Annotated in this window: 22 protein-coding genes and 2 pseudogenes; 19 read left to right on the top strand and 5 right to left on the bottom strand. The window is 69.9% G+C overall.

Features of this window, described 5'->3' with window-relative positions:
• Positions 1-37: 37 nt before the first annotated feature.
• Entirely contained in the window at positions 38-592 is a 555-nt protein-coding gene (locus BGO91_RS11815) for a nucleoside triphosphate pyrophosphohydrolase family protein (protein WP_290472953.1), read from the bottom strand.
• 492 nt (positions 593-1084) lie between these two features.
• On the opposite strand from BGO91_RS11815, the gene BGO91_RS11810 reads away from it, so the two are divergent.
• From BGO91_RS11810 to BGO91_RS11740, 15 genes are all read left to right on the top strand, one after another.
• Positions 1085-2149, top strand: a complete 1065-nt coding sequence (locus tag BGO91_RS11810; protein ID WP_290472952.1) for a DUF4917 family protein — start codon at positions 1085-1087, stop codon at positions 2147-2149.
• A gap of 373 nt (positions 2150-2522) precedes the next feature.
• Complete coding sequence (locus tag BGO91_RS11805; protein WP_290472951.1) at positions 2523-3434, top strand: GntR family transcriptional regulator; 912 nt, start codon at positions 2523-2525, stop codon at positions 3432-3434.
• A complete protein-coding gene (locus tag BGO91_RS11800) occupies positions 3355-4425 on the top strand; it encodes a BMP family protein (protein ID WP_290472950.1) in 1071 nt (356 codons plus the stop codon). The genes BGO91_RS11805 and BGO91_RS11800 overlap by 80 nt, the downstream gene beginning before the upstream one ends.
• A gap of 13 nt (positions 4426-4438) precedes the next feature.
• Positions 4439-6007 carry an ATP-binding cassette domain-containing protein gene (locus BGO91_RS11795; RefSeq protein ID WP_290472949.1) on the top strand — a complete coding sequence of 523 codons (1569 nt, stop codon included), beginning with the start codon at positions 4439-4441 and terminating at the stop codon, positions 6005-6007.
• Positions 6004-7113: an ABC transporter permease gene (locus BGO91_RS11790; protein WP_290472948.1), complete on the top strand. Its 1110-nt coding sequence runs from the start codon at positions 6004-6006 to the stop codon at positions 7111-7113. Before BGO91_RS11795 ends, BGO91_RS11790 begins: the two co-directional genes overlap by 4 nt.
• Complete coding sequence (locus BGO91_RS11785) at positions 7110-8012, top strand: ABC transporter permease (protein WP_290472947.1); 903 nt, start codon at positions 7110-7112, stop codon at positions 8010-8012. Before BGO91_RS11790 ends, BGO91_RS11785 begins: the two co-directional genes overlap by 4 nt.
• A gap of 22 nt (positions 8013-8034) precedes the next feature.
• A complete protein-coding gene (locus BGO91_RS11780; protein WP_290472946.1) occupies positions 8035-8610 on the top strand; it encodes an isochorismatase family cysteine hydrolase in 576 nt (191 codons plus the stop codon).
• Complete coding sequence (locus tag BGO91_RS11775; RefSeq protein WP_290472945.1) at positions 8607-9527, top strand: carbohydrate kinase family protein; 921 nt, start codon at positions 8607-8609, stop codon at positions 9525-9527. The genes BGO91_RS11780 and BGO91_RS11775 overlap by 4 nt, the downstream gene beginning before the upstream one ends.
• Positions 9524-10279, top strand: a complete 756-nt coding sequence (locus BGO91_RS11770; protein ID WP_290472944.1) for a hypothetical protein — start codon at positions 9524-9526, stop codon at positions 10277-10279. Before BGO91_RS11775 ends, BGO91_RS11770 begins: the two co-directional genes overlap by 4 nt.
• A gap of 28 nt (positions 10280-10307) precedes the next feature.
• On the top strand, positions 10308-11096 hold the full coding sequence (locus BGO91_RS11765) for an SIS domain-containing protein (protein WP_290472943.1): 789 nt from the start codon (positions 10308-10310) through the stop codon (positions 11094-11096).
• A 4-nt stretch (positions 11097-11100) separates the two neighbouring features.
• Positions 11101-12552: an aldehyde dehydrogenase family protein gene (locus BGO91_RS11760; RefSeq protein WP_290472942.1), complete on the top strand. Its 1452-nt coding sequence runs from the start codon at positions 11101-11103 to the stop codon at positions 12550-12552.
• Entirely contained in the window at positions 12553-13671 is a 1119-nt protein-coding gene (locus tag BGO91_RS11755) for a CoA transferase (RefSeq protein WP_290472941.1), read from the top strand. It abuts the gene before it with no gap.
• 27 nt (positions 13672-13698) lie between these two features.
• Positions 13699-14862 (top strand): acyl-CoA dehydrogenase family protein, encoded by a 1164-nt coding sequence (locus BGO91_RS11750; protein ID WP_290472940.1) that lies wholly within the window; start codon positions 13699-13701, stop codon positions 14860-14862.
• The gene (locus BGO91_RS11745; protein WP_290472939.1) at positions 14859-16286 is read left to right on the top strand and encodes an aldehyde dehydrogenase (NADP(+)); all 1428 of its coding nucleotides are present in this window, start codon (positions 14859-14861) and stop codon (positions 16284-16286) included. The genes BGO91_RS11750 and BGO91_RS11745 overlap by 4 nt, the downstream gene beginning before the upstream one ends.
• A gap of 70 nt (positions 16287-16356) precedes the next feature.
• Complete coding sequence (locus tag BGO91_RS11740; protein WP_290472938.1) at positions 16357-16758, top strand: hypothetical protein; 402 nt, start codon at positions 16357-16359, stop codon at positions 16756-16758.
• Here the strand turns inward: BGO91_RS11740 and BGO91_RS11735 are convergent.
• On the bottom strand, positions 16751-17707 hold the full coding sequence (locus BGO91_RS11735; RefSeq protein WP_290472937.1) for an EamA family transporter: 957 nt from the start codon (positions 17705-17707) through the stop codon (positions 16751-16753). The genes BGO91_RS11740 and BGO91_RS11735 overlap by 8 nt on opposite strands.
• A gap of 70 nt (positions 17708-17777) precedes the next feature.
• Between BGO91_RS11735 and BGO91_RS11730 the strand changes: the two genes are divergently transcribed.
• On the top strand, positions 17778-18332 hold the full coding sequence (locus BGO91_RS11730) for a CGNR zinc finger domain-containing protein (protein ID WP_290472936.1): 555 nt from the start codon (positions 17778-17780) through the stop codon (positions 18330-18332).
• Positions 18333-18368: 36 nt separating this feature from the next.
• Here the strand turns inward: BGO91_RS11730 and BGO91_RS11725 are convergent, their stop codons facing one another.
• Positions 18369-19001: a TetR/AcrR family transcriptional regulator gene (locus BGO91_RS11725; RefSeq protein WP_290472935.1), complete on the bottom strand. Its 633-nt coding sequence runs from the start codon at positions 18999-19001 to the stop codon at positions 18369-18371.
• A 73-nt stretch (positions 19002-19074) separates the two neighbouring features.
• Between BGO91_RS11725 and BGO91_RS11720 the strand changes: the two genes are divergently transcribed.
• Positions 19075-20541 (top strand): MDR family MFS transporter, encoded by a 1467-nt coding sequence (locus BGO91_RS11720; RefSeq protein WP_290472934.1) that lies wholly within the window; start codon positions 19075-19077, stop codon positions 20539-20541.
• Positions 20542-20556: 15 nt separating this feature from the next.
• Here the strand turns inward: BGO91_RS11720 and BGO91_RS11715 are convergent.
• Both BGO91_RS11715 and BGO91_RS11710 read right to left on the bottom strand, forming a co-directional pair.
• Positions 20557-20982 (bottom strand): annotated as a pseudogene (locus BGO91_RS11715) (MarR family transcriptional regulator); the annotation flags it as partial.
• 144 nt (positions 20983-21126) lie between these two features.
• Positions 21127-21297: pseudogene (locus tag BGO91_RS11710) on the bottom strand (helix-turn-helix domain-containing protein); the annotation flags it as partial.
• A gap of 230 nt (positions 21298-21527) precedes the next feature.
• On the opposite strand from BGO91_RS11710, the gene BGO91_RS11705 reads away from it, so the two are divergent.
• Both BGO91_RS11705 and BGO91_RS11700 read left to right on the top strand, forming a co-directional pair.
• Entirely contained in the window at positions 21528-22190 is a 663-nt protein-coding gene (locus BGO91_RS11705) for a DUF4097 family beta strand repeat-containing protein (protein WP_290472933.1), read from the top strand.
• A gap of 32 nt (positions 22191-22222) precedes the next feature.
• Positions 22223-23038 (top strand): alpha/beta hydrolase, encoded by an 816-nt coding sequence (locus tag BGO91_RS11700; RefSeq protein WP_290472932.1) that lies wholly within the window; start codon positions 22223-22225, stop codon positions 23036-23038.
• Positions 23039-23075 lie beyond the last annotated feature (37 nt).

The raw sequence follows: 23075 nt of genomic DNA, 5'->3' as shown, positions 1-23075 counted from the left end.
TACAGGTTAGACGGCAGGTGAGACATGAAGCACCCCGTCACGCGCCCCTTGTTGTGGGGCTGAAAGGTAGCGGTGGCTGATCCCGCAGCACACGCTCCAGGTCCGGCTTCGTGAAGGTACTCGGCTTCAGCACCTTGCCGTCTTCACGCAGTAGCGGTTTGCCGTCAGGGCCGATCTTGCTCATGTTGGACCGGTGGATCTCTGCAATCACCGCGTCGAGGTCTATGCCGTAACTGAGTGCGGTTCCGTAGAGCACGTAGGCAATATCGCCTAGCGCGTCGGCGATGGCCACGAGATTGCCGTCAGCGACCGCTTCTTTAAACTCGGCGACCTCCTCCTCCAAGAGGTTCACTCGTAGCGCCGCCAGACTGCCTGGGATTTGACCCTGCGGGACGACGTGGAGGGGCAGCTCGAACGCTGTGTGAAACTCTCCGACCGCAAGCATCGCATCGGACAGTACGGGCTGAATCCAGAGGTGCCTCTTGGGCTGCGGATCGCGTTTGCGCCGTGGCTGTGGGGCTTTGACCCGGGAGGGTTTCGGCAGGCCCAAGTCAAACTCGACCGTTTCCGTGCGAGCGAGATTTGCGGACATGTGTCAATCATGACATGCGCTCTTGACCGACTCCGGCGTGTCGGAACGATGGTTCTCATGCCTAACCTATGCGACGAAACAGTTACTGCTGGACGCTAGATCAGTTCGAGGTATCAGTTTCCCGCCTCATCCACGACTCGGCGCCAGGGAATGACTGAGACCGCTCGCAGTCCGCCCTTCGGCCGAGTCCGAGGCGGTAGATGCTCGCCTTGCGCGACCGCTTCCCGTTGCTCCGCCTCGGGGTCGTCTCGGCCATCGCAGGCCCGTCTTGGAACGCGTGCGCCACTACGTGCCGGCCTGGAGCGCTACCTGAACGAGCCAGCGGATAGGACGAGGGCGTGGGGAGCGACGAGGAGGCCGAGAAGCCTGAATATGCGTGCCCCGTCACTGGGCCTGCGCGGGCGAGGAACACGGGCGCTTGTGACAGCAACGCCCTCCCGCACAGCCTCCCGCGAGCCCCTCGGGCGTTCGTATGACCAATAAGCTGCATATATGGGGGAGTCACTGCTCACGTACGACGCTGCGCTGGCCTGGGTAGATCAGGCCACGGCGAAATCCCGGACGCTCCTGCTGGGCAACGGTTTCAGCGTCGCCTACGACGCGTCGCGATTCACTTACCGGGCGTTGCGCGAGACCGCGAGCAACCTTGGTTACATCGGCGGCCTTGCCGACAAGTTCTTTAACTCGCTCAACACCTACGATTTTGAGCTTGTAATCCGGCAGCTGTTGGCAGCCGCTAACGCCTTGGAAGTGCTGGATGAGGCCGCCCACGCAGACGAGATCGCGCAGCTTCGCGCGCAGGCGGCTGACTTGAAAGATGGTCTTGCGCGTACACTCGCGGGTCTGCACCCAGAACGCCCGGGAGACATTAGCGACGCCGCGTACGCGCGGGTGCGCGCGTTCATTGAGCCCTTCGGCCGCATCTACTCCGCCAACTACGACCTGCTTCTCTACTGGACGACGATGCACGACGACGCCGGGAAGGGAAGTCACTTCACAACTGCCGACGACGGCTTCCGCAACCCGGACGGCCCGACCGCGGAATACGTTGTGTGGAACTATCTGGACCCACACGCCCAGACGATCTACTACCTCCACGGAGCTCTGCACCTGTACCGGGACATTGACAACGGTGAGCTACAAAAACTGACGTGGGTACGCACCGGCGAACCGCTCATCGAGCAGATTCGACGTCAGCTAGCTGCAGACCGATTCCCTCTGATCGTTGCAGAAGGTAGCAGTAACGAGAAGCTCGCGCGGATACAGACCAGCGACTACTTGGCGCGTGGGCTTCGATCGCTCGCCGCGATCGGCGGCAGTATGGTCGTCTTTGGCTTGTCAATGAGCGCCAACGACGCCCATATTCTCAAGGCGGTCGCCGCGTCGAAGGTCAGCAGGCTCGCTGTCTCCGTGTACGGAGACCTTCGCTCGGATGCGAACCGCGAACTGATCGACGCGGCCCTTCACCTCAAGTCCAGGCGCGCCGCTGGGCACGCGAAGGTCCCGCTCGAAGTGCGGTTCTTCGACGCCACAACGGTTCCGCTCTGGAAAATCTAAAACGCGGAGACGCGCTAGCGCGGGGCACAATAGCTCCGTATCGCCTCATTCCGGGCAAGTCGCGGGGTCGCCCAGAATGCCTGTATCCCAGAGAATCGCGTAGACCTCGAGAAAGACCAGTTCTGATCGGTCGTTCGCTCGTCGAAGCGCGGCACCGTCTATTGGTTTCATCTTTTCTGCGAGTACCTCGCGCATGTACCTGCTGGGGAACCCAGTGTTTTTCCCGGTGTCAACAGTGTGAGAGATGTCATTTGAGCTGAGGGGCTGTCAGACATCCGAACGGCGCCCGCGCCCGATGTTTCGCGCAATCGCAGCGTTTGTTAAATCCAGGTTTCGCCTCTTTCCATCCGCGCGATCACGTGGCAATCTCCACTTGACCGGACAACTGGTCAAGCGCAACAATGTGACGACGACATCGCCGTTGCACCTGGAGGAGTTCAGCATGAAAGTAAACCTCGAGCAGGGCCGTGGAGGCCCGCCCATGTACCTCCAGTTGGCCAATGCGCTGCAGACGTTCATCGCCGACGAGCAGCTTCAGCCGGGAGATCTCCTGCCGAGCGAGAACACCCTCGCCAGCGAGAACCACCTGAGTCGCGCCACGGTGATCAAGGCCTTCGACACCTTGATCGAACGCGGACTCATCTCGCGCCGACAGGGCCGGGGGACCTTCGTCAATGCTCGCCCGATGGAGCGCCAGCTGCCCGACTTCACCAGCTTCTCGGAGCATGTCCACGGGCTCGGTCTGGCACCGGGCAGCGAGCTGCTGTCGTTCGAGCGCTTCGAGCCGCACGCGGCCGACCGACCCGACTCACCGTTCGCCGACGACCTCACCGTCGTGTCCGTCGAGCGCGTGCGGCTGGTGGACGGAGTTCCGGTCGGCATTCACCGCGCCCTGGTCCCGGCAGACATCGCCGACCTCATCAGCATGGGCGAACGCGAGGCGGCCCGCCCCGGGTTCTCCTTCTACGAGGCACTGAAGGCCAACGAGATCTATCTGGCCTCCGGCGAGGAGACCTTGCGGGCGATCAATGCGAACGCCGCCGACGCCGCGGTGCTGAACGTCGACGAGGGGACGGCGCTCATCGAAATCGTCCGAGACTCCCGCGACACGACCGGCCGCCTGGTCGAAGTCGTCCGCGCCCGCTATCTCGGATCGCAGTACCTGTATCACATCACTTTCGCCCCCTCTACCCCCGGAGTGAACCATGAAGAACAAGACAGTACTGACAGCTTTCCTCGTTCCGGCGGCGGCCTCGCTGCTGCTGCTCAGCGGATGCGCCGCTGACGCCGGATCCTCCTCGACGTCCGGCCCGGCCAAGACCTCGGCGCTCGTCATCGCACAGGGCGGCCTCGGCGACCAGTCGTACAACGACCTGGCCTACGCAGGGTACAAGTCCGCCATCAAGGCGAACGGGATGACCGGCTCCCCGATCGAATCGTCCGATGTCGTCGGTCAGGGCGAGCAGATCCTCCGCCGTGCCGGGGAGCAGAACCTCGGCCTCGTCGTCGACCTCGAGTACTCCCACAACGAGATCCTCTCGAAGGTCGCGGCGGACTACGCCAAGACCGACTGGGTGCTCGTGAACGCGACGGCGAAGGGGAAGAACGTCGCCTCGGTCCTGTTCCAGGAGCAGGAAGGCTCCTACCTCGCCGGAGCGTTGGCCGCGATGCAGACCACGCACACCTCTGACCCGAAGATCAATCCCGAGAAGGTGATCGGCGTGATCGGCGGCACCCAGTCGGTCGGGATCGACAAGTTCATCGTCGGCTACATCCAGGGAGCGCACGACGTCGACCCGAACGTCAAGGTGCTCACGGCCTACGCCAACAGCTTCTCCGACCCCACCAAGGGACAGCAGCTCGCCCAGTCGATGTTCGACCAGGGCGCCGACATCGTCTACGCCGTTGCAGGCGGCACCGGAGCCGGCGTGATCCAGGCCGCGAAAGACGCCGACCGGTACGCGATCGGCGTCGACGACGACCAGGACGGCATCGCGCCGGGCAACGTCCTCACCAGCATGGTGAAGAAGACCGATGTCGCCGTCGAGGACATCGTCAAGCAGTACGCGGACGGGTCCTTCCCCGGCGGCAAGACCGTCAACTACGGCCTGGCCCAGAACGGCGTCGGGCTCACCGACTTCAAGTACACCAAGGACGCGATCGGCCAGGAGGAGATCGACAAGGTCGACGCCCTCAAGAAGAAGATCATCGACGGCTCCCTGAAGGTCTGGAACGTGGTCGACCAGGGCTACCCGAGCTACTACAGCGGCAAGTAGGAAGAACCCCCGGATGCCCATCCCTCCCCCCTCCACCCCCGCCGCCGGTTCGGTGACCTGCCGGATCGGCGCGCGGGGCGTGAGCCGCTCCTTCGGATCCGTCCGAGCCAACATCGACGTCAGCCTCACCGTGCGGCAGGCGTCCGTGCACGCGATCGTCGGCGAGAACGGCGCGGGGAAGTCGACCCTCATGCGCATGCTCTACGGGCTCGACATCCCGGACACAGGCGCGATCCTCGTCGACGACGACGAGGTGACGTTCTCCGGCCCGCGGGACGCGATCGCGCGCGGCATCGGCCTGGTGCAGCAGGAGCTCGCGATCATCCCCGAGCTGACCCTGCTCGAGAACCTCGTCCTCGGCGCGGAGCCGCGAGCCGGCCTGGTGTGGAACCGGAAGCAAGCGCTCCTGTCCGCCACAGAGCTCGCGACGACCGTCGGCGTCGAGATCGACTGGAACCTCTCCGCCGCCCATGCGTCCATCGCGCTGCAGCAACAGGTGGAGATCCTGCGACTGCTGTACCGCGGCGCGAACGTCCTCATCCTCGACGAGCCGACCGCCGTCCTCGCGCCGGCCCAGGCGGCGGAGCTGCTCCGGCTCCTGCTGTCGCTGCGTGACGCCGGACGCACCGTCATCTTCATCAGCCACAAGCTGGACGAAGTGATCGAGATCGCGGACGACATCACCATCCTGCGCTCCGGCCGCACCGTGTCGTCGTTCCGCCGCGGCGAGATCGACAGGGCCGGGCTGACGGAGCTCATCATCGGCGACCGCGCGCCCGACGAGCGCGACGACGCGGACCGCCCCGCGATCGGCGAGGCCGTCCTGATCGTGGACGGCCTGAGCGCGTCCGACGATCGCGGGATCCCGCGGCTCTCCGAGGTCGGGTTCCGCCTCCACCGCGGCGAGATCGTCGGTGTCGCGGCCGTGGCCGGCAACGGCCAGGAAGAACTCGCCGAAGCCCTGCTCGGCGTCCGGGCGGCCTCCGCCGGCTCGATCCGGCTCGACGGCACCGAGATCCGCCGGGCCACCGTTCGCGAGCGGCGCCGGCTCGGGGTCCGCTACGTCAGCGCCGACCGCAAACGGGAAGGACTCGGCGTCGACCTCAGCCTCGTCGACAACGCGATCGCGTCGTCCGGCCTCTCGCAACTGGGGCGCGCCGGCTGGCTCAGTCGCGCCGCCGTCGGCGCCCGCACCCGCGCGGTGCTCGAGCGCGCCGCCGTCCGCTTCGGCACGGCGAAGGATCCGGCGTCGAGCCTGTCCGGCGGCAACCAGCAGCGCGTCGTGATCGGCCGGGAGACCATCGACGAACCGCGCGTTCTCATCGCCAGCCAGCCGACCCGCGGCGTCGACGTCCGCGGCATCGGCTACATCCACGAGCTGCTCCGGCAGGCGCGCGACGACGGCGCCGCGATCCTCCTGTTCAGTGAAGAGCTCGACGAACTGCACGCTCTGGCCGACCGGATCGTCGTCCTCTGCCAGGGTCGCGTCGCCGGAACGCTCCCCGGCGACGCCCCGCGCACCCGGGTCGGCAGCCTCATGCTCGGCGAATCCGCCACGACCACGAAGGAGGAGGGCCGATGACCGAACTGCGAACCGCGTCCGTGGACGCCTCACCGGCCTCACGGGCGGGGACGGCGAGCGCCCGCATCCTCACGGCCGTCCAGGCAGCCGGACTGCCCATCGCCATCGCCCTGCTGGTCGGCGGGATCGTCCTCGCGGTGACGGGGAACAATCCCTTCGTCATCTACGGGATGCTCGTCCGGGAGTCCTTCGGCGACATCAACCGCATCGACGCGACCCTCGCCGCCGCCACGCCCCTCCTCTTCACCGGGGTGGCCGCCGCCTTCGCCTACCGCGCCGGGGTGTTCACCGTCGGCGTGGAGGGGAGCTTCGTGCTCGGCGGCCTGACGGCGGCGGTCGTCGGCTCCAGCGTCGGCGGCCTGCCACCGGTGCTCGCGGTGGTGCTCACGCTCGTGGCGGCGACGGCGGCCGGTGGACTGGCCGCCGTCATCCCGGCCCTGCTGCGCGCGCGCTGGGCGGTCGACGAGGTCGTGACGACGCTGATGTTCAACTTCATCGTCATCGGCGTCGCGAGCTGGAGCGTCCAGTCCTTCTTCCAGCAGCGCGGACAGGCCAACTCGGCCACGGCCTACGTCGCCCCCGCCGCCGAACTGCCCCCGCTGAATCCGCCCAACCAGGCCAACGTCGGGCTCATCATCGCCATCGTCGTTGTCGTCGGATACGCCATCTGGATGCGCCGATCCGTCCTCGGCTTCGAGTTCCGGGCGGTGGGGAGCGCCCCGCGGTTCTCGCTCGCGCAAGGCCTCCGGGTGCGGCTCGTCGTCTTCGTCGCGATCGTCGGCGCCGGACTCATCGGCGGCCTCGGCGGCGGCGCCCACGCCCTCGGCATCGTCCATCGGTACACCAGCGGCTTCTCTGCCAGCTTCGGCTTCACCGGCATCGCCATCGCGCTCCTCGCCCGGTTCAACCCGATCGGGATCGTGGTCGGCGCCATCCTCTTCGGCGCACTGAACTCCGCCGGGTCGACCGTCCAGCTGTTCGTCAACATCCCGATCCAGCTGATCGACATCCTCCAGGGAACCGTGATGGTGTTCGCGGTGGCGTCCTTCGCGATCCCCCGCTTCATGAAACGCGCCCGTCGCGGCGCGGGAAGGGACGACGCATGATCGACGACATCATCTCCTCCGCCCTCGTCCTCTCCGTCCCGATCGCCCTCGCGGCACTGGGCGGCGCCATCCACCGCCGGGCGGGGATCGTCAACATCGGCCTGGAAGCGCACATGCTCATCGGCGCGTTCATCGGCGCGCTGGTGAGCGGCGCCACCCAGAACTGGGTCCTGGGCGTGCTCGGCGGGGCCGCCGCCGGCGCCCTCTCCGGCTGGCTCATGAGCGCGATCATCACCCGGTTGAAGGCCAACGAGATCATCGCCGGGCTCGGCTTCAACATCGTCGTGCTCGGCCTGGTCGGCTACGTCCTGCGCTCGGTCTTCTCGGTGTCGGGGACGCTCCACGTTCCGGGCCTGCAGCGGCTGCCGACGATCACCATCCCCGGCCTGGACGACATCCCCGTCGTCGGCGCCGCGCTCTCCGGGAAGGATCCGTTGTTCTGGCTGACCATCGCCCTGATCCCGCTGATCGCGTGGGCGCTCGCCAGGACACCGGGCGGGCTGCGGCTGCGGGCGAGCGGGGCGGCGGTCGGCATCAGCTCCTCGCTCGGTCTGCGCACCCTCCGCATCCGCGACGTCGCCGGCGTCATCGCCGGGGCGCTCGCCGGCCTCGGCGGCGTCGCGCTGAGCCTCGGCGCCGTCGGCCTGTTCAACGAGAACATGACAGCGGGCCGCGGGTTCGTCGCCCTGGCCGCCTTCTACTTCGGCCGGTCCCGGCCGCTGCCGACGGCGCTCGCCTGTGTGCTCTTCGGCTTCTTCGACGCGCTCCAGATCCGGCTGCAGACGGTCGGCGGCCTCTCCCCCGATCTGATCTCGACCCTGCCGTACGTGGCCGTCGTCCTCGTCCTCACCCTCACCGCGATCCGCGAGCAGCGGCGCAACGCCCGCCGACTCGTCTGACCGCCCCGAAGGAGAACCCGCCGTGACTACCCCACCAACGACAGCGCAGACCGCGCTCGTGCTCGTCGACGTGATCGCATCGTTCTACCGGCCGCTCGAGGCGAACTACTACCCGGACGCCCCACTCACGCTCGACCCCATCCACCTCCTTCTCGACCAGGCGCGGACGAGCGACGCGTTCATCGTCCACGCCGTCGAGCGCCACCGTGCCGGGCTCGAGGACTTCGAGTTCGCCAAGCTCCCGCGCCACCACCAGGAGGGCAGCGCTGACGCGGCGTATGTGCCCGGTTTCGAGCCGGTGTTCGGGCCGCGGGAGACCGAGGTCACCAAGCGGAGGTTCTCCGCGTTCTACGCGACGGACCTCGATCTGCTCCTGCGCGAGCAGGGGATCCGCCGGGTCGTGATCGTCGGCGTCAAGACCAACGTCTGCATCCGGGCCACGGCCCAGGACGCCTTCGCCGGCGGCTTCGAGGTGCTCGTCCCCCGCGAGACGACGAACTCCAACCGCCCCCATCTGGCCGCGGCCAGCCTGGAGGACATCGAGCGGTACATGGGCAGCGTCCCGACCCTCGACGAAGCCCTGGACGCGCTGCGATGACGGCGACGGACGGGATCCGGATCGCCGTCGTCGGCTACGCGAGCCTCGACTCCACGGTCCGCTCCCCACGGTTCGAGGGGCTGGACGCCACCAGCATCGTCGGCCCGAAGCTCGCGGACGGCAACGCGGGCGGCATCGTCCACATCACCAGCGCCGTGCACCTCGCCGGCGCCGAGGCGGACGCGGTCAGCTGGGTCGGCTGCGATGAGAACGGCGCCCGATGGCGGGCCGCCCTCCGCGCCCACGGCGCCTCGGACACAGGAGTGGCCGCGTCCGGCTCCCGCACTCCGACGTCGACGCTGATCCACTTCGAGGCGGGCGGGACCATCTGCCTGTTCGACCCGGGGGACTGCCACGGGAACGACCTCACAGCCGAGCAGACCACGCTCATCCGGAACGCGGACTGGTGCCTGCTGACGGTCGCGCCCCGGCACGTCGTCGAGCAGGTGCTCGACACCCTGCCGGACACGGCCAGGCTCGCGTGGGCCGTGAAGTCGGACGCGTCCGCCTTTCCCCCCGGGCTCGTGGAGCGGATCCTCGGGCGGGCGGAGCTCGTGAGCTTCAGCTCCGGCGAGATCCCCTTCCTGAGCAGGGACGGCGTCCGGCCGGAGGCCAGGGTCCGCCCCGGGACCCTGCTCGTCGAGACCCGCGGCGCGCGCGGCGTGGACTACGCGGTCGCCGGCGACGCCGCAATGGCCGGCTCCGTGGAGGTGGTCCCGGTGCCCGCCGCCGATGCGACGGGCGCCGGCGACACCTTCATCGGCACGCTCACCGCCCGCCTGGCCGGCGACGAACCCACCGTTCGGCTCACCCCCCAGCGCCTCCACCACCATCTGGTCGCGGCCAGCGACGCGTCCGCCGCGATGCTCGAACGCCGCCACCGCACACCCCTGTCGATCAGCAAGGAGACACCGTGACAGCCCCCTCCCCCACCGCCTGGTACCTGCGCTGCGGGCGCGACGACGTCGGCGACCGCGCCGTCCTCGTCGGCGACCGCGGGCGCGTCGCCATCGCCGCGACGATCCTCGAAGACGCCGTCGTGCTCAACGAGGACCGCGGTCTCACCACGGCGACCGGCACCTACCGCGGCGAGCGCATCACGGTCAGCGCGTTCGGTATGGGCGCGCCGATCGCGGCCATCGTGCTCCACGAGCTCAGCACCCTCGGCGTGACCCAGTTCATCCGGCTCGGCACCGCCCTCACGCTCGGCAGCACCCGCCTCGGGGACTTCGTCGTCGCGCACGGCGCGGTGCGGAACGAGGGGACGTCCGCCGGATACCTCCCCGTCGAGTACCCGGCCGTGCCCGACTTCGACCTCACCCGCCGCGCGGAACGCGCGGCGCTGGCGAGCGGCAGCCCCACCCGCTCCGGCCTGTACGCCACCTTCGACGGCTTCTACACCGACATGTTCGATCTCGACCCGCGGTCGACCCGGGCGGCCGAGACCCTCGCGTTCCACGCGGCGAACGGCGTGATCGCGGCCGACATGGAGACGAGCGCCCTCTTCGTCGCGGCGCGCGCGCTGGGCGTGGCGGCAGCCTCCCTCTGCCTCGCCAGCGTCGACGGCAGCACGCGAGAGAAGCTGCCGCACGAGGAGCGCGTCGCAGCAGAGGCGCGACTGCTCCGTGCCGGCTTCGACGCGCTCGTCGCCGACTCCGACACGCTCTGACCTCCATCCGTCCAGAAGGGACACCATCATGACCATCGCCCACCGTTACCTCGACGATGTCGTCGCCAAGATCTCCTGGGTCCGCGACACCCAGGACGAGAACATCACCGCAGCCGGGGCCATCTGCGCCGACACGATCGCGGGGGACGGCCTCGTGTTCGCCTTCGGGACCGGGCACGGCGGGTTCGCCGCGCTCGAGACGTTCCCGCGCACCGGCGGCGTCACCGGGTTCCGGCCGATCGTCGAGACCTCCATCGCCCTGATGCACCACGTACTCGGAGACATGGGGACAGCCCAGTACCGGTTCCTCCACACCCAGGAGGGCTACGGCAAGGCGATCCTGCGCTCGCACCAGATCAAGGAGGGCGACGCGCTCATCCTGTTCAGCCACTCGGGGATCAACGCCGTCATCCTCGACATGGCCATCGAGTTCAAGGAACGCGGGCTGAAGGTCATCGGCGTGACCAGCGTGCCGCACTCCTCCCAGGTCGCCAGTCGCCACTCGTCGGGCAAGCGACTGTTCGAGATCGCCGACGTGACGGTGGATACGGGTATCCCGCTCGAAGACGCGTCCCAGTTCATCGACGGCCTGGAGTACCCGGTCGGCCCGACCTCCACGTCTGTGGCGGTCGCGGTGTCGCACGCCATCAACGCGTCCACCACCGCCTCCCTCGTCGCGCGCGGCTACCAGCCGATGATCATGGTCAACACGAACTCGAACCGCACCACGGAGGCCCACCAGCAGAACGACCGCAACTACGAGGAGCTGTGGCGCCGCCTGCGCGACCGCGAGTTCTCCGGCCCGGCGGTGAAGTAGCAGCATGGACAGGTCCCTCTACATCGACGGCCGCTGGGTCGCCGCCCGTTCCGGCGAGACGATCGACGTGGTCGACCCCGCCACCCGCCGCCTGGTCGGCCGCTCCTCCCTGGCCGGCGCCCCCGACGTCGATCTGGCGGTCGAGGCGGCCCGGATCGGGTTCGCGACGTGGTCCCGGACGCCCGCTGCCGAACGGGCTGCCATCCTGCATCGGGCCGCGGCGCTGGTGAACGAGCGCGTCGACGAGATCGCCGCAGCGCTCACGCTCGAGCAGGGCAAGCCGCTGGCGGACAGCCGCAAGGAGATCCTGTTCGGCGCGGTCGTCCTCGATTACTACGCCGAGGAAGGAAAGCGGCTCGGCGGCAGCGTACGCCCGAGCGACCGCCCCGACATCCGATCGATCGTCAGCTGGGCGCCGCTCGGGATCGTCGGCGCGATCGTGCCGTGGAACTACCCGATCGACCTGTACTGCTGGAAGATCGGGCCGGCGCTCGCCGCCGGCAACGCGGTGATCGTGAAGCCCCCGCTCGAGACCCCGCTGGCCGTCGGGCTGCTCGTCCAGGCCCTGCACGACGCGGGCCTCCCCGCCGGCGTGCTGGCCGATCTCCCCGGCGGCATCGAGGCGGGGCAACGGTTGGCGTCGCACCCGCAGGTCGACATGATCACCGCCACGGCCTCCACCCGCACCGGACAAGCGCTCATGCGGACCGCCGCCGACACCATGAAACGGCTGTCCCTCGAGCTCGGCGGCCAGAGCCCCTTCATCGTGCTCGACGACGCCGACGTGGAGGAGGCCGCTGCTGCCGCTGCCCGCCGGTCCTTCTCGAACACCGGGCAGATCTGCATCGCGGTGAACCGGGTCATCGTCGCCGACTCACTCGCCGACGACTTCGTCGCCGCCCTTGCCGAGGAGGCATCGCGCATCCGGCTCGGCCACGGGACGGACGACGACGTCACCTGCGGTCCGGCGACGACCGCCGGCGTGATCCGTACCGCCCGGGCGCACATCGACGATGCCCTCGCCAGGGGCGCCACGCTGGTGGCCGGAGGGTCGACGGCGGTCGTGGACGACCTCCCGGACGGCCTCTTCTTCCAGCCGACGGTGCTCGACCACGTCCCGACCACGGCGCTCTCGATGAACGAGGAGACCTTCGGCCCCGTCGTGGCGGTTCATCGCTTCGCGCCGTACGAGAGCGCCACCGCGCTCGCCAACGCCACGCCCTTCGGGCTCGCCGCCTACGTCTACGGCCGGGATCTCGACCGAGCGTGGGCGGTCGCAGAAGGACTTCACGCGGGCGGCGTCGGGGTGAACGTGAACGACGTCACCGAGCTGCAGGCGCCGTTCGGCGGCTGGAAGATGTCCGGCTTCGGGCGGGAGCTCGGGCCCGAGGGACTGACCGGGTTCTCACAGCAGCGCCACATCCGCATCCGCCGCCACCGGTTGCCGGAGGCCTAGATGCTCTCGGGAGTCCGGGTGGTGGATTTCTCGCGCGTGCTCGCCGGCCCGTACGCCACGATGATGATGGCCGACCACGGCGCCGACGTCGTCAAGGTGGAGAGTCCGGCGGGCGACGACACCCGGCACTGGGCGCCACCCGTGGACGAGGACGGCCACTCCACCTACTTCGCGTCGGTCAACCGGAACAAGCGGTCCGTGGTGTGCGACCTGCGGCGGCCGGACGGAATCGCCCGCGCCCGCACGCTCGCCGAGAGCGCCGACGTGCTCGTCGAGAACTTCCGTCCCGGCGTGATGGCCGGCTTCGGCCTCGACGAGCCGACCCTGCGGCGGGCGAACCCGGGCCTGGTCTACTGCACCATCACGGGGTTCGGGTCCTCCGCGACCCTCCCCGGATACGACCTCCTCGTCCAGGCGCTGGGCGGCTTGATGAGCATCACCGGCGAGCCGGACGGAGGGCCGACGAAGGTCGGAGTGGCGCTCGTCGACATCATCACCGGGTCGAACGCGCTCTCCGGGGTGCTGATGGCCCTTCGAGCGCGGGAGCGCACGGGGCGGGGCGTTCTCGTGGAGGTCGATCTGCTCACCTCGCTGCTGTCCGCCCTGACCAATCAGGCGTCCAGCTCCCTCGCGACCGGCCAGTCCCCGCCCCGGCTGGGCAACGGCCACCCCAGCATCGCGCCGTACGACGTGTACCTCGCCGCGGACCGCCCCCTGGTGATCGCGGTCGGCAACGACCGGCAGTTCCACCGGCTCTGCGACGTGCTCCGGCTCGATCTCGCCGCCGATCCGAGGTTCGCGACGAACGCCGACCGCGTGCGCGACCGCGACAGGCTCCGCGTGCTGCTGGAGGAATCCCTCCGCACCGACGAAGCGGCCGTCTGGGTCTCCGCGCTCACCAGGGCACAGGTCCCGGCCGGCCTCGTCAACACCATCCCGGAGGCGTTCGCGTTCGCCGCCTCCCTCGGCCTCGAGCCGATCGCCCGCTTCGTCGATCCGACGACAGGGCGCTCGAGCACACAACCGGCCAACCCCATCCACTTCCCCGCCCGACCCGCTCGATATCGCCGTGCCGCCCCGGCACTGGGCGAGCACAACGGCGCACTCTGGGCGCAGTAGCGCCGCCCGACGAGAGAAAGAGCCCCCATGACCACCCAGCTCCAGCACGTGTTCGACTACGACGACCTTCTGACGGACACGGAAAGGGAATGGCAGGCGAAAGCCCGCGCCTTCGCCCGCGAACGCATCGCCCCGGTGATCGAGGACGATTTCGAACGTGCGCACTTCCGCCGTGAACTGATCGGCCTGCTCGGTCAGCAGGGGTTCCTCGGCATGCACCTGTCCGGTTACGGCTGCGCAGGAACAGGCGCCGTCGCCTACGGCCTGGTCTGCCTCGAGCTCGAGGCTGCCGACAGCGGCTGGCGAACGTTCGTGTCGGTGCAGGGGTCGCTGGCGATGTCGGCGATCCACAAGTACGGGTCGGAGGCGCAGAAACAGACGTGGTTGCCGCGGATGGCGCGCGGCGAGGCCGTCGGGTGCTTCGCCCTGACCGAGGCCCAGGGCGGCAGCGACCCCGCCGCGATGACGACGACCGCCCGGCGTGACGGCGACGACTGGGTCCTGGACGGTACGAAGCGCTGGATCGGCCTGGCGAGCATCGCCGACGTCGCCGTCGTCTGGGCCACGACCCCCGACGGCGTCCGCGGCTTCCTGGTCCCCACCGACACCCCGGGGTTCACCGCGACGCCGATCACCGGCAAACTCGCCATGCGCGCGTCGATCCAGTGCGATGTGGTCCTCGACGGGGTGCGACTCGCCGGCGACGCGATCCTGCCAGGGGCGAACGGGCTCTCCGGGCCGTTCGGCTGCCTCAACGAAGCCCGGTTCGGGATCGTCTGGGGCGCGATGGGTGCGGCGCGTTCCTGCCTGGAAGCGGCCCTGGAGCGCAGCACCGCCCGCTCCGTGTTCGGCAAGCCCATCGGTCAGCACCAGCTCACCCAGGCGAAGCTGGCCGACATGCTCGTCGAGTACGAGAAGGGCGTCCTCCTCGCGCATCGACTCGGCCGGCTGAAAGAGCGAGGCGCGCTGACGCCCGCGCAGATCAGCGTCGGCAAGCTCAACAACGTCCGGGAGGCCCTGGAGATCGCGCACACGACCAGGGCGATCCTCGCGGGGGACGGCATCACGAACGAGTGGCCGGTCATGCGGCACGCCGCCAACCTGGAGGCGGTCCGCACCTATGAGGGCACCGACGACATCCACGCGCTCGTGATCGGACGCGCGCTCACCGGTCTGGCGGCCTTCGCGTGACGCGCCAGGACCCTGTCGCCGCCGCCACCGACGCCGCCGCTCCGGCCGCCTCCGCGTCTCGAGCGCGGCGCGCCGATTGGCTCGATGCCCTCGCGACCATGCTCGAGCGCAACAGGGAGGAGCTGGTCGCGATCGCCGCGGAGGAGACTCACCTGGCGGCGGCACGGCTGGACGGCGAAGTCACCCGGACGGCCGCTCAGCTGAGGTTCTTCGCGACGGTGGTGCTCGACGGCTCCTACCTCGAAGCCACCATCGACACCGCCGATGACACCCTCACCCCGCCGCGACCGGATCTGCGGAGAATCCTCCGGCCGATCGGGCCGGTCGGTGTGTTCGCTGCATCCAACTTCCCTTTCGCCTTCTCCGTCCTCGGCAACGACACCGCGTCCGCTCTGGCCGCCGGCTGCCCCGTCGTCGTCAAAGCGCATCCCGGGCATCCGCGTCTGTCGCGACGGGTGGCCGAGCTGAGCCGCCGCACGCTCGCGGAGGCGGAGGCTCCCGAAGGCCTCCTCGGCATGGTCGAGGGGGTGGAGGACGGCGTCGCGCTCGTCCGGCATCCCGCGATCCGCGCGATCGGCTTCACCGGCTCCACGACCGGCGGCCGGGCGCTCTTCGACCTCGCGTCCTCCCGTCCGGCGCCGATCCCGTTCTACGGCGAGCTCGGAAGCATCAACCCGGTCGTCGTCACCGAGGCCGCCGCCCTGGCTCGAGCGGAGTCGATCGCCACCGGGCTCGTCGACTCGTTCACCCGCGACGGCGGCCAGTACTGCACGAAGCCCGGGCTCGTGTTCATCCCGGACGGCGATGCCGGGGACCGCCTCCTGACGGCGCTGAGCGACCGTCTCGCGCTGGCGCCGTCGCAGACGCTCCTCACCGAGCAGATGAGGACCGCGTTCGACGACCACCTCGCGGCCGGGGAACTCGAGGAGGACGACGTCCTGCGGGGCTACGCGACGGAGGAGCAGACGGCACCGGTCATCGTCACGATCGACATGGAGCGGTTCCTCTCTCGTCCGGACTACTTCGCGGACGAGTGCTTCGGTCCCGTCACCGTCGTCGTCCGGTACCGCCGTCGCCAGGACCTGCCGCAGGCTCTGGAGGCGGTCGAGGGCTCCCTGACGGCCACCCTTCATCTGGAGCCGTCCGACGACGTCACCGCGCTGGTCGATCAGCTCACCGCCCGCGTCGGCCGCGTGATCTTCAACGGCTGGCCGACCGGAGTGGCCATCGCCTGGAGCCAGCATCACGGCGGTCCGTGGCCGGCCACGACCGCGTCCGTCCACACCTCGGTCGGCGCGACCGCGATCCGCCGCTTCCTGACGCCGACCGCCTATCAGGACTGCCCGCCGCGTCTGTTGCCCCCCGAGCTCACGGACGACAGCGACATTCCCCGACGGATCGACGGCGCCCTCGTCGTCCCCTAGCCTCTGCGCAGCTCGACGGCCGACCCTCCCGGACCTCTTCCACTCCCTCTCGACGATCGGGGACCCCGTGATGATCGAGCTCGCACACTGGTCGTCTCCGGACGGGGTCGGGAGCATCCTCGGGTCGGTGTCGGCCCTTCTGTCCACGCGGGTGCTCGTGCGGTCGACGCGCGACCCGCGTTCGCACCCGGAGACCGCCCCCGACGGATGGCGCATCGAACGCACCGTGGGGAGCAGGCTCGTGCGGCTGCGGAACCTCGGCGAGTCGGCCGTCACCGTCACCCGGGTGCTCCTCGTCGACCCGCGCGACGATCTCGAGGTGCCGGTCCGTCTGCCGTACACGGTTCATCCTCGCCAGACGCTGCCGGTGCTCTGCGAGGTGCGGGCGGATCGAGCGCGGTCGCTGCGCATCCGGCTCGAGTGGACGCGCAGCGACGGGATGAACGAGACGGCCGACGTCGTGGTCAGGTGATCGGCTCGGGCACCCGCCTCGCCGCCACCACCTCCGGATCCGCCCCCTTGTCCGCGCGGACGAGGACGATGCCGCCCAGGATGAGCAGTCCGCCGAGGAGCTGCAGGAGGCTCAGGCGCTCCCCGAGGAGCAGCCAGGCGTAGAGGCTCGCCGCGACGACCTCCAGCAGCCCGACGAAGGAGGCGAGGCGCGACCCGAGCAGCTCGGTGGCGGTGATGCTGGAGGCGTAGGCGACGGCGGTCGCGAGCACGCCGACCACGGCGAGCGGCACCCACCATGCGGTCGGCCGTCCGAAAAGTTCGACGTCCGTGAACCGCATGGTGAAGGGGAGGAGTCCGGTCGCGCCGACGGCGCCGAGCGCGAGGCCTCCGACGATCAGGCCGCCCGAGGCCAGGGCGACCGGGGGGAGGCCGTCGCTCGGCCGGGCGGCGATCACGTAGAAGGCGGCGCAGCCGATCATCGCGATCGTGGCGAGCAGGATGCCGAGCGGGTCCAGGCGGCCGGCACCGCCGGGCGAGACGACCAAGACGAGTCCGATGACCGCGACCGCGGACCCGATGAGCACCACCGCGTGCGGTGCACGGCGGGTGCGGGCCCACGCCACCGCGACGAGCAGCACGGGAGCCAGGTATTCGATCAGGATGCCCGTGCTCACGGGGATGCGCTGGATCGCCGAGAAGTAGAGGACCTGCGTCCCGGCGACGCCGATCAACGCCATCCCGAGCAGTCGCCAGCGGCCCCGCCAGGCGGCCGCCCAGCGCCCGCGCAACGACAGGAGCGCGAACGGCAGGAGCACGAGGCCGCCGATCAGCGCGCGCAGCGTGACGGCGGCGACGGGCGACCACCCGCCCTCGAGCAGCGGCTTGATGAACGCCCCCGACATCCCGAAGGTCGCCGCTGCGAGCAGCGCGATGAGGAGGCCGAGCGTCGTCGGGCGGCGGTGCGACATGCGAGTCACCTGTCAGGGTCGAAGAGGATGATGAGCCTGACGCTAGTCTTGTCGCGAGTAAGGAGTCAACTTGCATTTCACCCCTGACACAGAAGACGCGCTCGCGTTCGCCGTCGAGCTCGGCAACACGGCGCCCGGCGCGTCTCGCAGCGGAGGCGACGAGCTCCCCTCCCCCGCCGAACTGGCCTCGCTGCTCGCGCGCAACCAGTACTCCGGGAGGAAGGACGGCAGCGACGCCGAGCTGGCGGAGGTGCTCGCGACCCGCGACCTGGTGCGGCGCATCTGGTCACTCGACCGCGACGAGGCGGCCCTGGCCGTCAACCGCATCCTCGCCGACGCGCACGCGCTCCCCTATCTGCTGCGCCACGACGGCTTCGACTGGCACCTGCACGCGACCCCGCAGGATGCGCCGCTGGCCGAGCGCATCCGGGTGGAGATCGCACTCGCGCTGGTGGACATCATCCGCTCGCACGAGACCGGCCGGTTGCGGGTGTGCGCCGCCGACGACTGCACCGGCCTGCTGCTCGACCTCTCCCGCAACGGCTCGAAGCGCTTCTGCAGCGTCCGCTGCGGCAACCGCGTGAACATGATCGCGTTCCGCGCGCGCAAGGAGGGCGGGGCCTAGCGGAAGCGCCCCGCGAGCCGGGAGCACCGCGGCGCGTCAGGCCCCGTAGGCCCGGAGGAAGGCCCGCACCCCTTCGACGATCAGGTGCTGCGTCTGCTGCTCGTCGCGTTCGATCGGGCGGCCGAGCGTGCTGGCGAACGAGGAGACGGTGAGGGCCACGAAGTGGTCGGCGGCGAGGCGCGGGTCGGGGGTGACGAGCAGCCCGCGACGGTCGAACTCCGCGAACCGCTCGGCCACGGCGTCCTCCGGCTCGCCCACGTTCCAGTGCTTGTCCCAGAGCTCGGGCAGGTTCACCGACTCCGTGGAGAGCAGGCGCACCAGCGCGATGTAGTCGGAGGAGCCGAGCGCGGTGGCGGTGATGTCCTGCGCGAACCGCGTCAGTGCACACTCGATCTCGATGTCGCCGCGGAGGTTGGCGTCGATGGCGGCGGTGACGGCCGCGCCGAGCGCGTCGACGGCCTGCTCGACCACGGCGAGGAGCAGGTTCCGCTTGTCGCCGTAGTAGTCGTAGACGGTGCGCTTGGAGACGCCGGCGCTCGCGGCGATCGCGTCCACGCTGGTCCGCTCGACCCCGTCGGCGAGGAAGAGCTCGCGCGCGGCGGCGAGGATCGCCTCCCGCTTCTGCGCCGACCCCTCGCGGACACCCTTCGCCGGCGTCGTCGTCTGCATCGGACCTCCCTGATTCCCCCACGATCTTACTCATCGGTTTACTTACTACACTGCACGGTGTAGTTTACTGCTCATGACCATGACCCCACCCGCCGCCGTGAGCTCGCGCCGGCTCAATCTGATCAGCCTCGTGCTGCTCCTCGGGGCGATCACGACGATCCTCGACTCGACGATCGTCAACATCGCGCTCGACCACTTCCACACCGTGTTCCACGCCACCGTCGCCCAGACGCAGTGGGTCGTGACCGGCTACCTCCTGGCCTACGTCGCCGTCGTCCCGGTCTCGGGATGGGCGTCCGAGCGATTCGGCGCGCGGCGCATGTGGATGTTCGCGGTCGCCGCCTTCCTGCTCGGCTCGGTGCTCTGCGGCCTCGCCTGGAACCTGCCGAGCCTCATCGGCTTCCGCGTGCTCCAGGGCGTCGGCGGCGGGATGGTGCTCCCCATCACCATCACGATCCTCACGAGGGCGGCAGGCAAGGAGCGGATCGGCCGGGCGATCGCGACGATCGGCCTGGTCGCCCAGCTGGGCCCGATCCTCGGCCCGCTGATCGGCGGCTCCCTCATCGACTCGGTCGGCTGGCGCTGGCTGTTCTTCGTCAACGCCCCCCTCTGCCTGGCGGCGCTCGTGCTGGCTCCGCTCCTCCTGCCGCGGGGCGGAAGGGAGTCGTCGCACCGCTTCGACCTCCTCGGGTTCGCGCTCCTGACCCCCGGCGTCGTCGCCCTGGCCTACGGCATCAGCCGCGGCGCCACCCCGGACGGCTTCGCGGCCGTCGACGCCTGGCTCCCGCTCGCGATCGGCGCAGCGCTTCTCGCCGGGTTCACCGCGTGGTCGTTCCGCTCGTCGCGGCCGGCCCTCCTGGACGTGCGCGTCTTCGCGCGGCGCAGCTTCGGGGTCGGCAGCGTCATCACGTTCCTGAGCGGCTTCTCGATCTACGCCCTGATGTTCCTGCTGCCGCTCTTCTACCAGCAGATCCGCGGGGAGTCCGTGTTCACGACGGGGCTGCTGCTCATCCCGCAAGGGCTCGGCACGATGTGCTTCATCCTGGTCAACCGGAGGCTCGGCGACCGGATCGACACCCGGTTCGTCATCGCCGGCGGCGTCGTGCTCGCGATGATCGGAACGCTGCCGTTCGCCCTCGCCGGCGCGTCCGGCGGAGACGTGCTGCTCCTGGCGGGGCAGTTCCTGCAGGGGTTCGGGATGGCCGCCGTCTCGCTCCCCGTCATGACGCTCGCCTTCGCGAGCCTCAGCCACGCGGAGACGCCCCGCGGCAGCGCCGCCTTCAACCTCGTGAAGCAGGTGGGCGCCCCGTTCGGCGTGACGGTGATCGCCGTCGTCCTGCAGCAGTACCTCACGGGCGCGACCACGGCGAGCCAGGCGCTCGGCGCGTTCAACGCGACGTTCTGGTGGGTGCTGGCGTTGAGCGCGGTGCCGCTCGTCCTCGCCTTCCTCGTCCCGGCGACCCGGCGGCGCGCGGGTGGCGAGAAGCCGGGTGCTCCGGCGCAGGCCGAGGAGGCGCCGGCCGCGATCGAGACGGTCTGAGGTCCCGACCCCGGATCAGCTGCCGGCGGACGGTGAGGCGGAGAAACCGCTCTCACCGGCCGCCAGCAGCCCGCGCGCCTGCTCGGCGGCGCGGGCGATGCTCTCGCCGACGAAGTCCATGAAGCGCGCCATGTTCTCGAGCCGCACGCCCGCCGGAGTATCGTCGCCGAGCAGTCGCACCCCTTCGCGCGCCGTCTCGGCGATCAGCGCGTTGGAGCGAGCCGCCGCGATCATCGACTGGTACCAGACGTCGGCGTCGGCGATGTAGCGCTCCCTCCTGCCCTCGCCGCGCTCCCGGATGACGAGACCCTGACCCTCCAGGAGCGCGATGGCCTTGGAGATGGAGGCGGGGCTCACCTCGAGCCGGCGGACCAGCTCGGCGGCCGTGAGGCTGCCCGCATCGGTCGTATAGAGGCTGGTGAGGATGCCGGCCGCCACGCGCGGGAGGCCCGACTGCATGAACAGCGTGGTGAAGGTCTCCTCGTAGGCGCGGACGGCCGCGGAGTCACGTCCGTCCGCCTGCGGCTCCCGCGCGGCCCCCGGTGGCGCGGCGCGGCGCTGGTGGGCGCGATGCTCGGTGGCGCGTTGCGCGAGGTCTGCGCGGTACCCGACCGGACCTCCGTTGCGCAGCACCTCGCGGGTCACGGTCGACGTCGGCCGGCCGAGGCGACGGGCGATCTCCGCGTACGCGAGGTCGTCCGCGAGACCGAGCGCGATCTGATGGCGCTCCTGCCGGGTGAGTCTGCCTGCCGCCACGCGCCGCCTCCGTTCCTGGGTGAGTCGATCGTAGCGTTCACCCGCGATTCATTGCAACGAACAACGCACGAGTGATTGCGTTACCTTTTGAATCAGCGCAACGATATGGGAGGCCTGATCAGGTTTTTTGTTATTCGAACGCAATCTGTTGATTGCCCAATCGCTGAACGCAACGTAGCGTTTCTCGTGTCAGAAACAATCAGCGCCACCAGATCAAGGAGTTGAGCACCATGCAGACCTTCGCCACCGCCACCCCTGTCTCCGCCGTCGTCGACGTGCCCGCCGGCCGGCTCCGTTTCATCGCGACCGAACGTCGCGACACCCTGGTCGACATCCGGCCGGCCGATGCCGCGACGGCGCGGGACGTGAAGGCCGCGGAACGCACCACGGCGGCCCTCGCCGACGGGGTGCTCCGCATCGCCGGCGGCGAGAAGTCGGCCGCGTTCGGTCCCAGCGGCACCGTCGAGGTGACGGTCCAGCTGCCCGCCGGCTCCAGCGTGCGGGTCATCGGGAGCGCCGAACTGCGCGGAGCCGGGAGTCTGGGCGACGTCGTCGTCGAGGGCGCGGTCGGTCCGATCACTCTCGACGAGGCGGAGACCGTCCGCCTCAGCGCCCTGGACGGCGACATCGCCGTCGGGCGCCTCACCGGCCCCGGCGAGCTCACCACCGCGCGAGGCGCGGTCCGCATCGCCGAGGCGCGGCACGGCGACGTGATCGTCAGCACCCGGCTCGGCGACGTCTCCATCGGCGTCCCGGCGGGCACCACCGCCGTCCTCGACGCCGGCACGCCGCACGGCCGCATCAGCAACGCCCTCCGCAACGACGGCGGATCGGCGACGGTGCGGATCCGGGCGACCACCGCCGCCGGCGACATCGACGCCCACACCCTCTGAACGCGCACCGCACCGGAACTCAGGAGAAGATCATGACGAACCTCAGTACGACCTCGACCCGCGCAGCCTGGACCGGGATGGTGCCGGTCGACGACACGGCCCTCGCCACCACCGACACCGGCGGCTCGGGCACCCCCATCGTCTATCTGAACGGCCAGTTCGCCACCCAGGGCTACTGGCGTCGGGTGATCGCCGACCTCGGCCCGACCTGGCGGCACATCACCTACGACGAGCGCGCCCGCGGGCGGAAGTCGGGGCGCTCGGCCGACTACTCCTTCGCCGCCGCCGTGCGCGACGTCGACGCGGTTCTCGCCGCTCGCGGTGTCGAGCGGGCCGTCGTGGTGGGCTGGTCCTACGGCGCGTACGTCGCGGCGCACTGGGCCGACCGCAACCCGGCCCGCACGATCGGCGCCGTGCTGGTCGACGGCGCACAGCCCTACGACTGGCTGGACGACGCGATGGAGGCGCGCATCCGCACGCTCTTCCGCCGGATGGGCTGGTTCACGCCGCTCCTGCGGCCCACCGGGCTCACGCCTCGGATGAGCGCCGCCCAGCAGGCCGAGAGCAACATCGAGCTCGGCCGTCTCGGCAGCACGGCCGAACTGGGCCCGGTGCTGGACGGCATCGTGGTGCCCACCCGCCACGTCGTCGCCTCCGGCACCTCCCTCGGCAGCCGCGGCGACGAGCAGGAGGTCATCCGCGCCGGCCTCGCCGACGTGATCGCCCGCAATCCCAACATCGCGATCAGCGCGAAGGTCCCCAGCAACCACGGCGCCATCCTCCGCAAGGATCACGCGGCGGTCGCCGCCGCCGTCCGCGAGGTCGCCGCGCTCGGAGCCGCCCGCTGATCCCCACCGCTGACCAATGGTCCGGATCGGTGTACTG

Origin of the sequence: Leifsonia sp. 71-9, assembly GCF_001898805.1 — a bacterium.
Classification (GTDB): Bacteria; Actinomycetota; Actinomycetes; order Actinomycetales; family Microbacteriaceae; genus Leifsonia.
The sequence above is the reverse complement of the archived record's forward strand: the minus strand, read 5'-3'. Positions and strand labels throughout refer to the sequence as shown.

Excerpts from the sequence above, each read along its gene's own strand:
- BGO91_RS11815 (WP_290472953.1), bottom strand. The coding sequence starts at position 592 with ATGTCCGCAAATCTCGCTCGCACGGAAACGGTCGAGTTTGACTTGGGC.
- BGO91_RS11810 (WP_290472952.1), top strand. The coding sequence starts at position 1,085 with ATGGGGGAGTCACTGCTCACGTACGACGCTGCGCTGGCCTGGGTAGAT.
- BGO91_RS11800 (WP_290472950.1), top strand. The coding sequence starts at position 3,355 with ATGAAGAACAAGACAGTACTGACAGCTTTCCTCGTTCCGGCGGCGGCC.
- BGO91_RS11795 (WP_290472949.1), top strand. The coding sequence starts at position 4,439 with ATGCCCATCCCTCCCCCCTCCACCCCCGCCGCCGGTTCGGTGACCTGC.
- BGO91_RS11790 (WP_290472948.1), top strand. The coding sequence starts at position 6,004 with ATGACCGAACTGCGAACCGCGTCCGTGGACGCCTCACCGGCCTCACGG.
- BGO91_RS11785 (WP_290472947.1), top strand. The coding sequence starts at position 7,110 with ATGATCGACGACATCATCTCCTCCGCCCTCGTCCTCTCCGTCCCGATC.
- BGO91_RS11775 (WP_290472945.1), top strand. The coding sequence starts at position 8,607 with ATGACGGCGACGGACGGGATCCGGATCGCCGTCGTCGGCTACGCGAGC.
- BGO91_RS11765 (WP_290472943.1), top strand. The coding sequence starts at position 10,308 with ATGACCATCGCCCACCGTTACCTCGACGATGTCGTCGCCAAGATCTCC.
- BGO91_RS11760 (WP_290472942.1), top strand. The coding sequence starts at position 11,101 with ATGGACAGGTCCCTCTACATCGACGGCCGCTGGGTCGCCGCCCGTTCC.
- BGO91_RS11755 (WP_290472941.1), top strand. The coding sequence starts at position 12,553 with ATGCTCTCGGGAGTCCGGGTGGTGGATTTCTCGCGCGTGCTCGCCGGC.
- BGO91_RS11750 (WP_290472940.1), top strand. The coding sequence starts at position 13,699 with ATGACCACCCAGCTCCAGCACGTGTTCGACTACGACGACCTTCTGACG.
- BGO91_RS11740 (WP_290472938.1), top strand. The coding sequence starts at position 16,357 with ATGATCGAGCTCGCACACTGGTCGTCTCCGGACGGGGTCGGGAGCATC.
- BGO91_RS11735 (WP_290472937.1), bottom strand. The coding sequence starts at position 17,707 with ATGTCGCACCGCCGCCCGACGACGCTCGGCCTCCTCATCGCGCTGCTC.
- BGO91_RS11725 (WP_290472935.1), bottom strand. The coding sequence starts at position 19,001 with ATGCAGACGACGACGCCGGCGAAGGGTGTCCGCGAGGGGTCGGCGCAG.
- BGO91_RS11720 (WP_290472934.1), top strand. The coding sequence starts at position 19,075 with ATGACCATGACCCCACCCGCCGCCGTGAGCTCGCGCCGGCTCAATCTG.
- BGO91_RS11705 (WP_290472933.1), top strand. The coding sequence starts at position 21,528 with ATGCAGACCTTCGCCACCGCCACCCCTGTCTCCGCCGTCGTCGACGTG.
- BGO91_RS11700 (WP_290472932.1), top strand. The coding sequence starts at position 22,223 with ATGACGAACCTCAGTACGACCTCGACCCGCGCAGCCTGGACCGGGATG.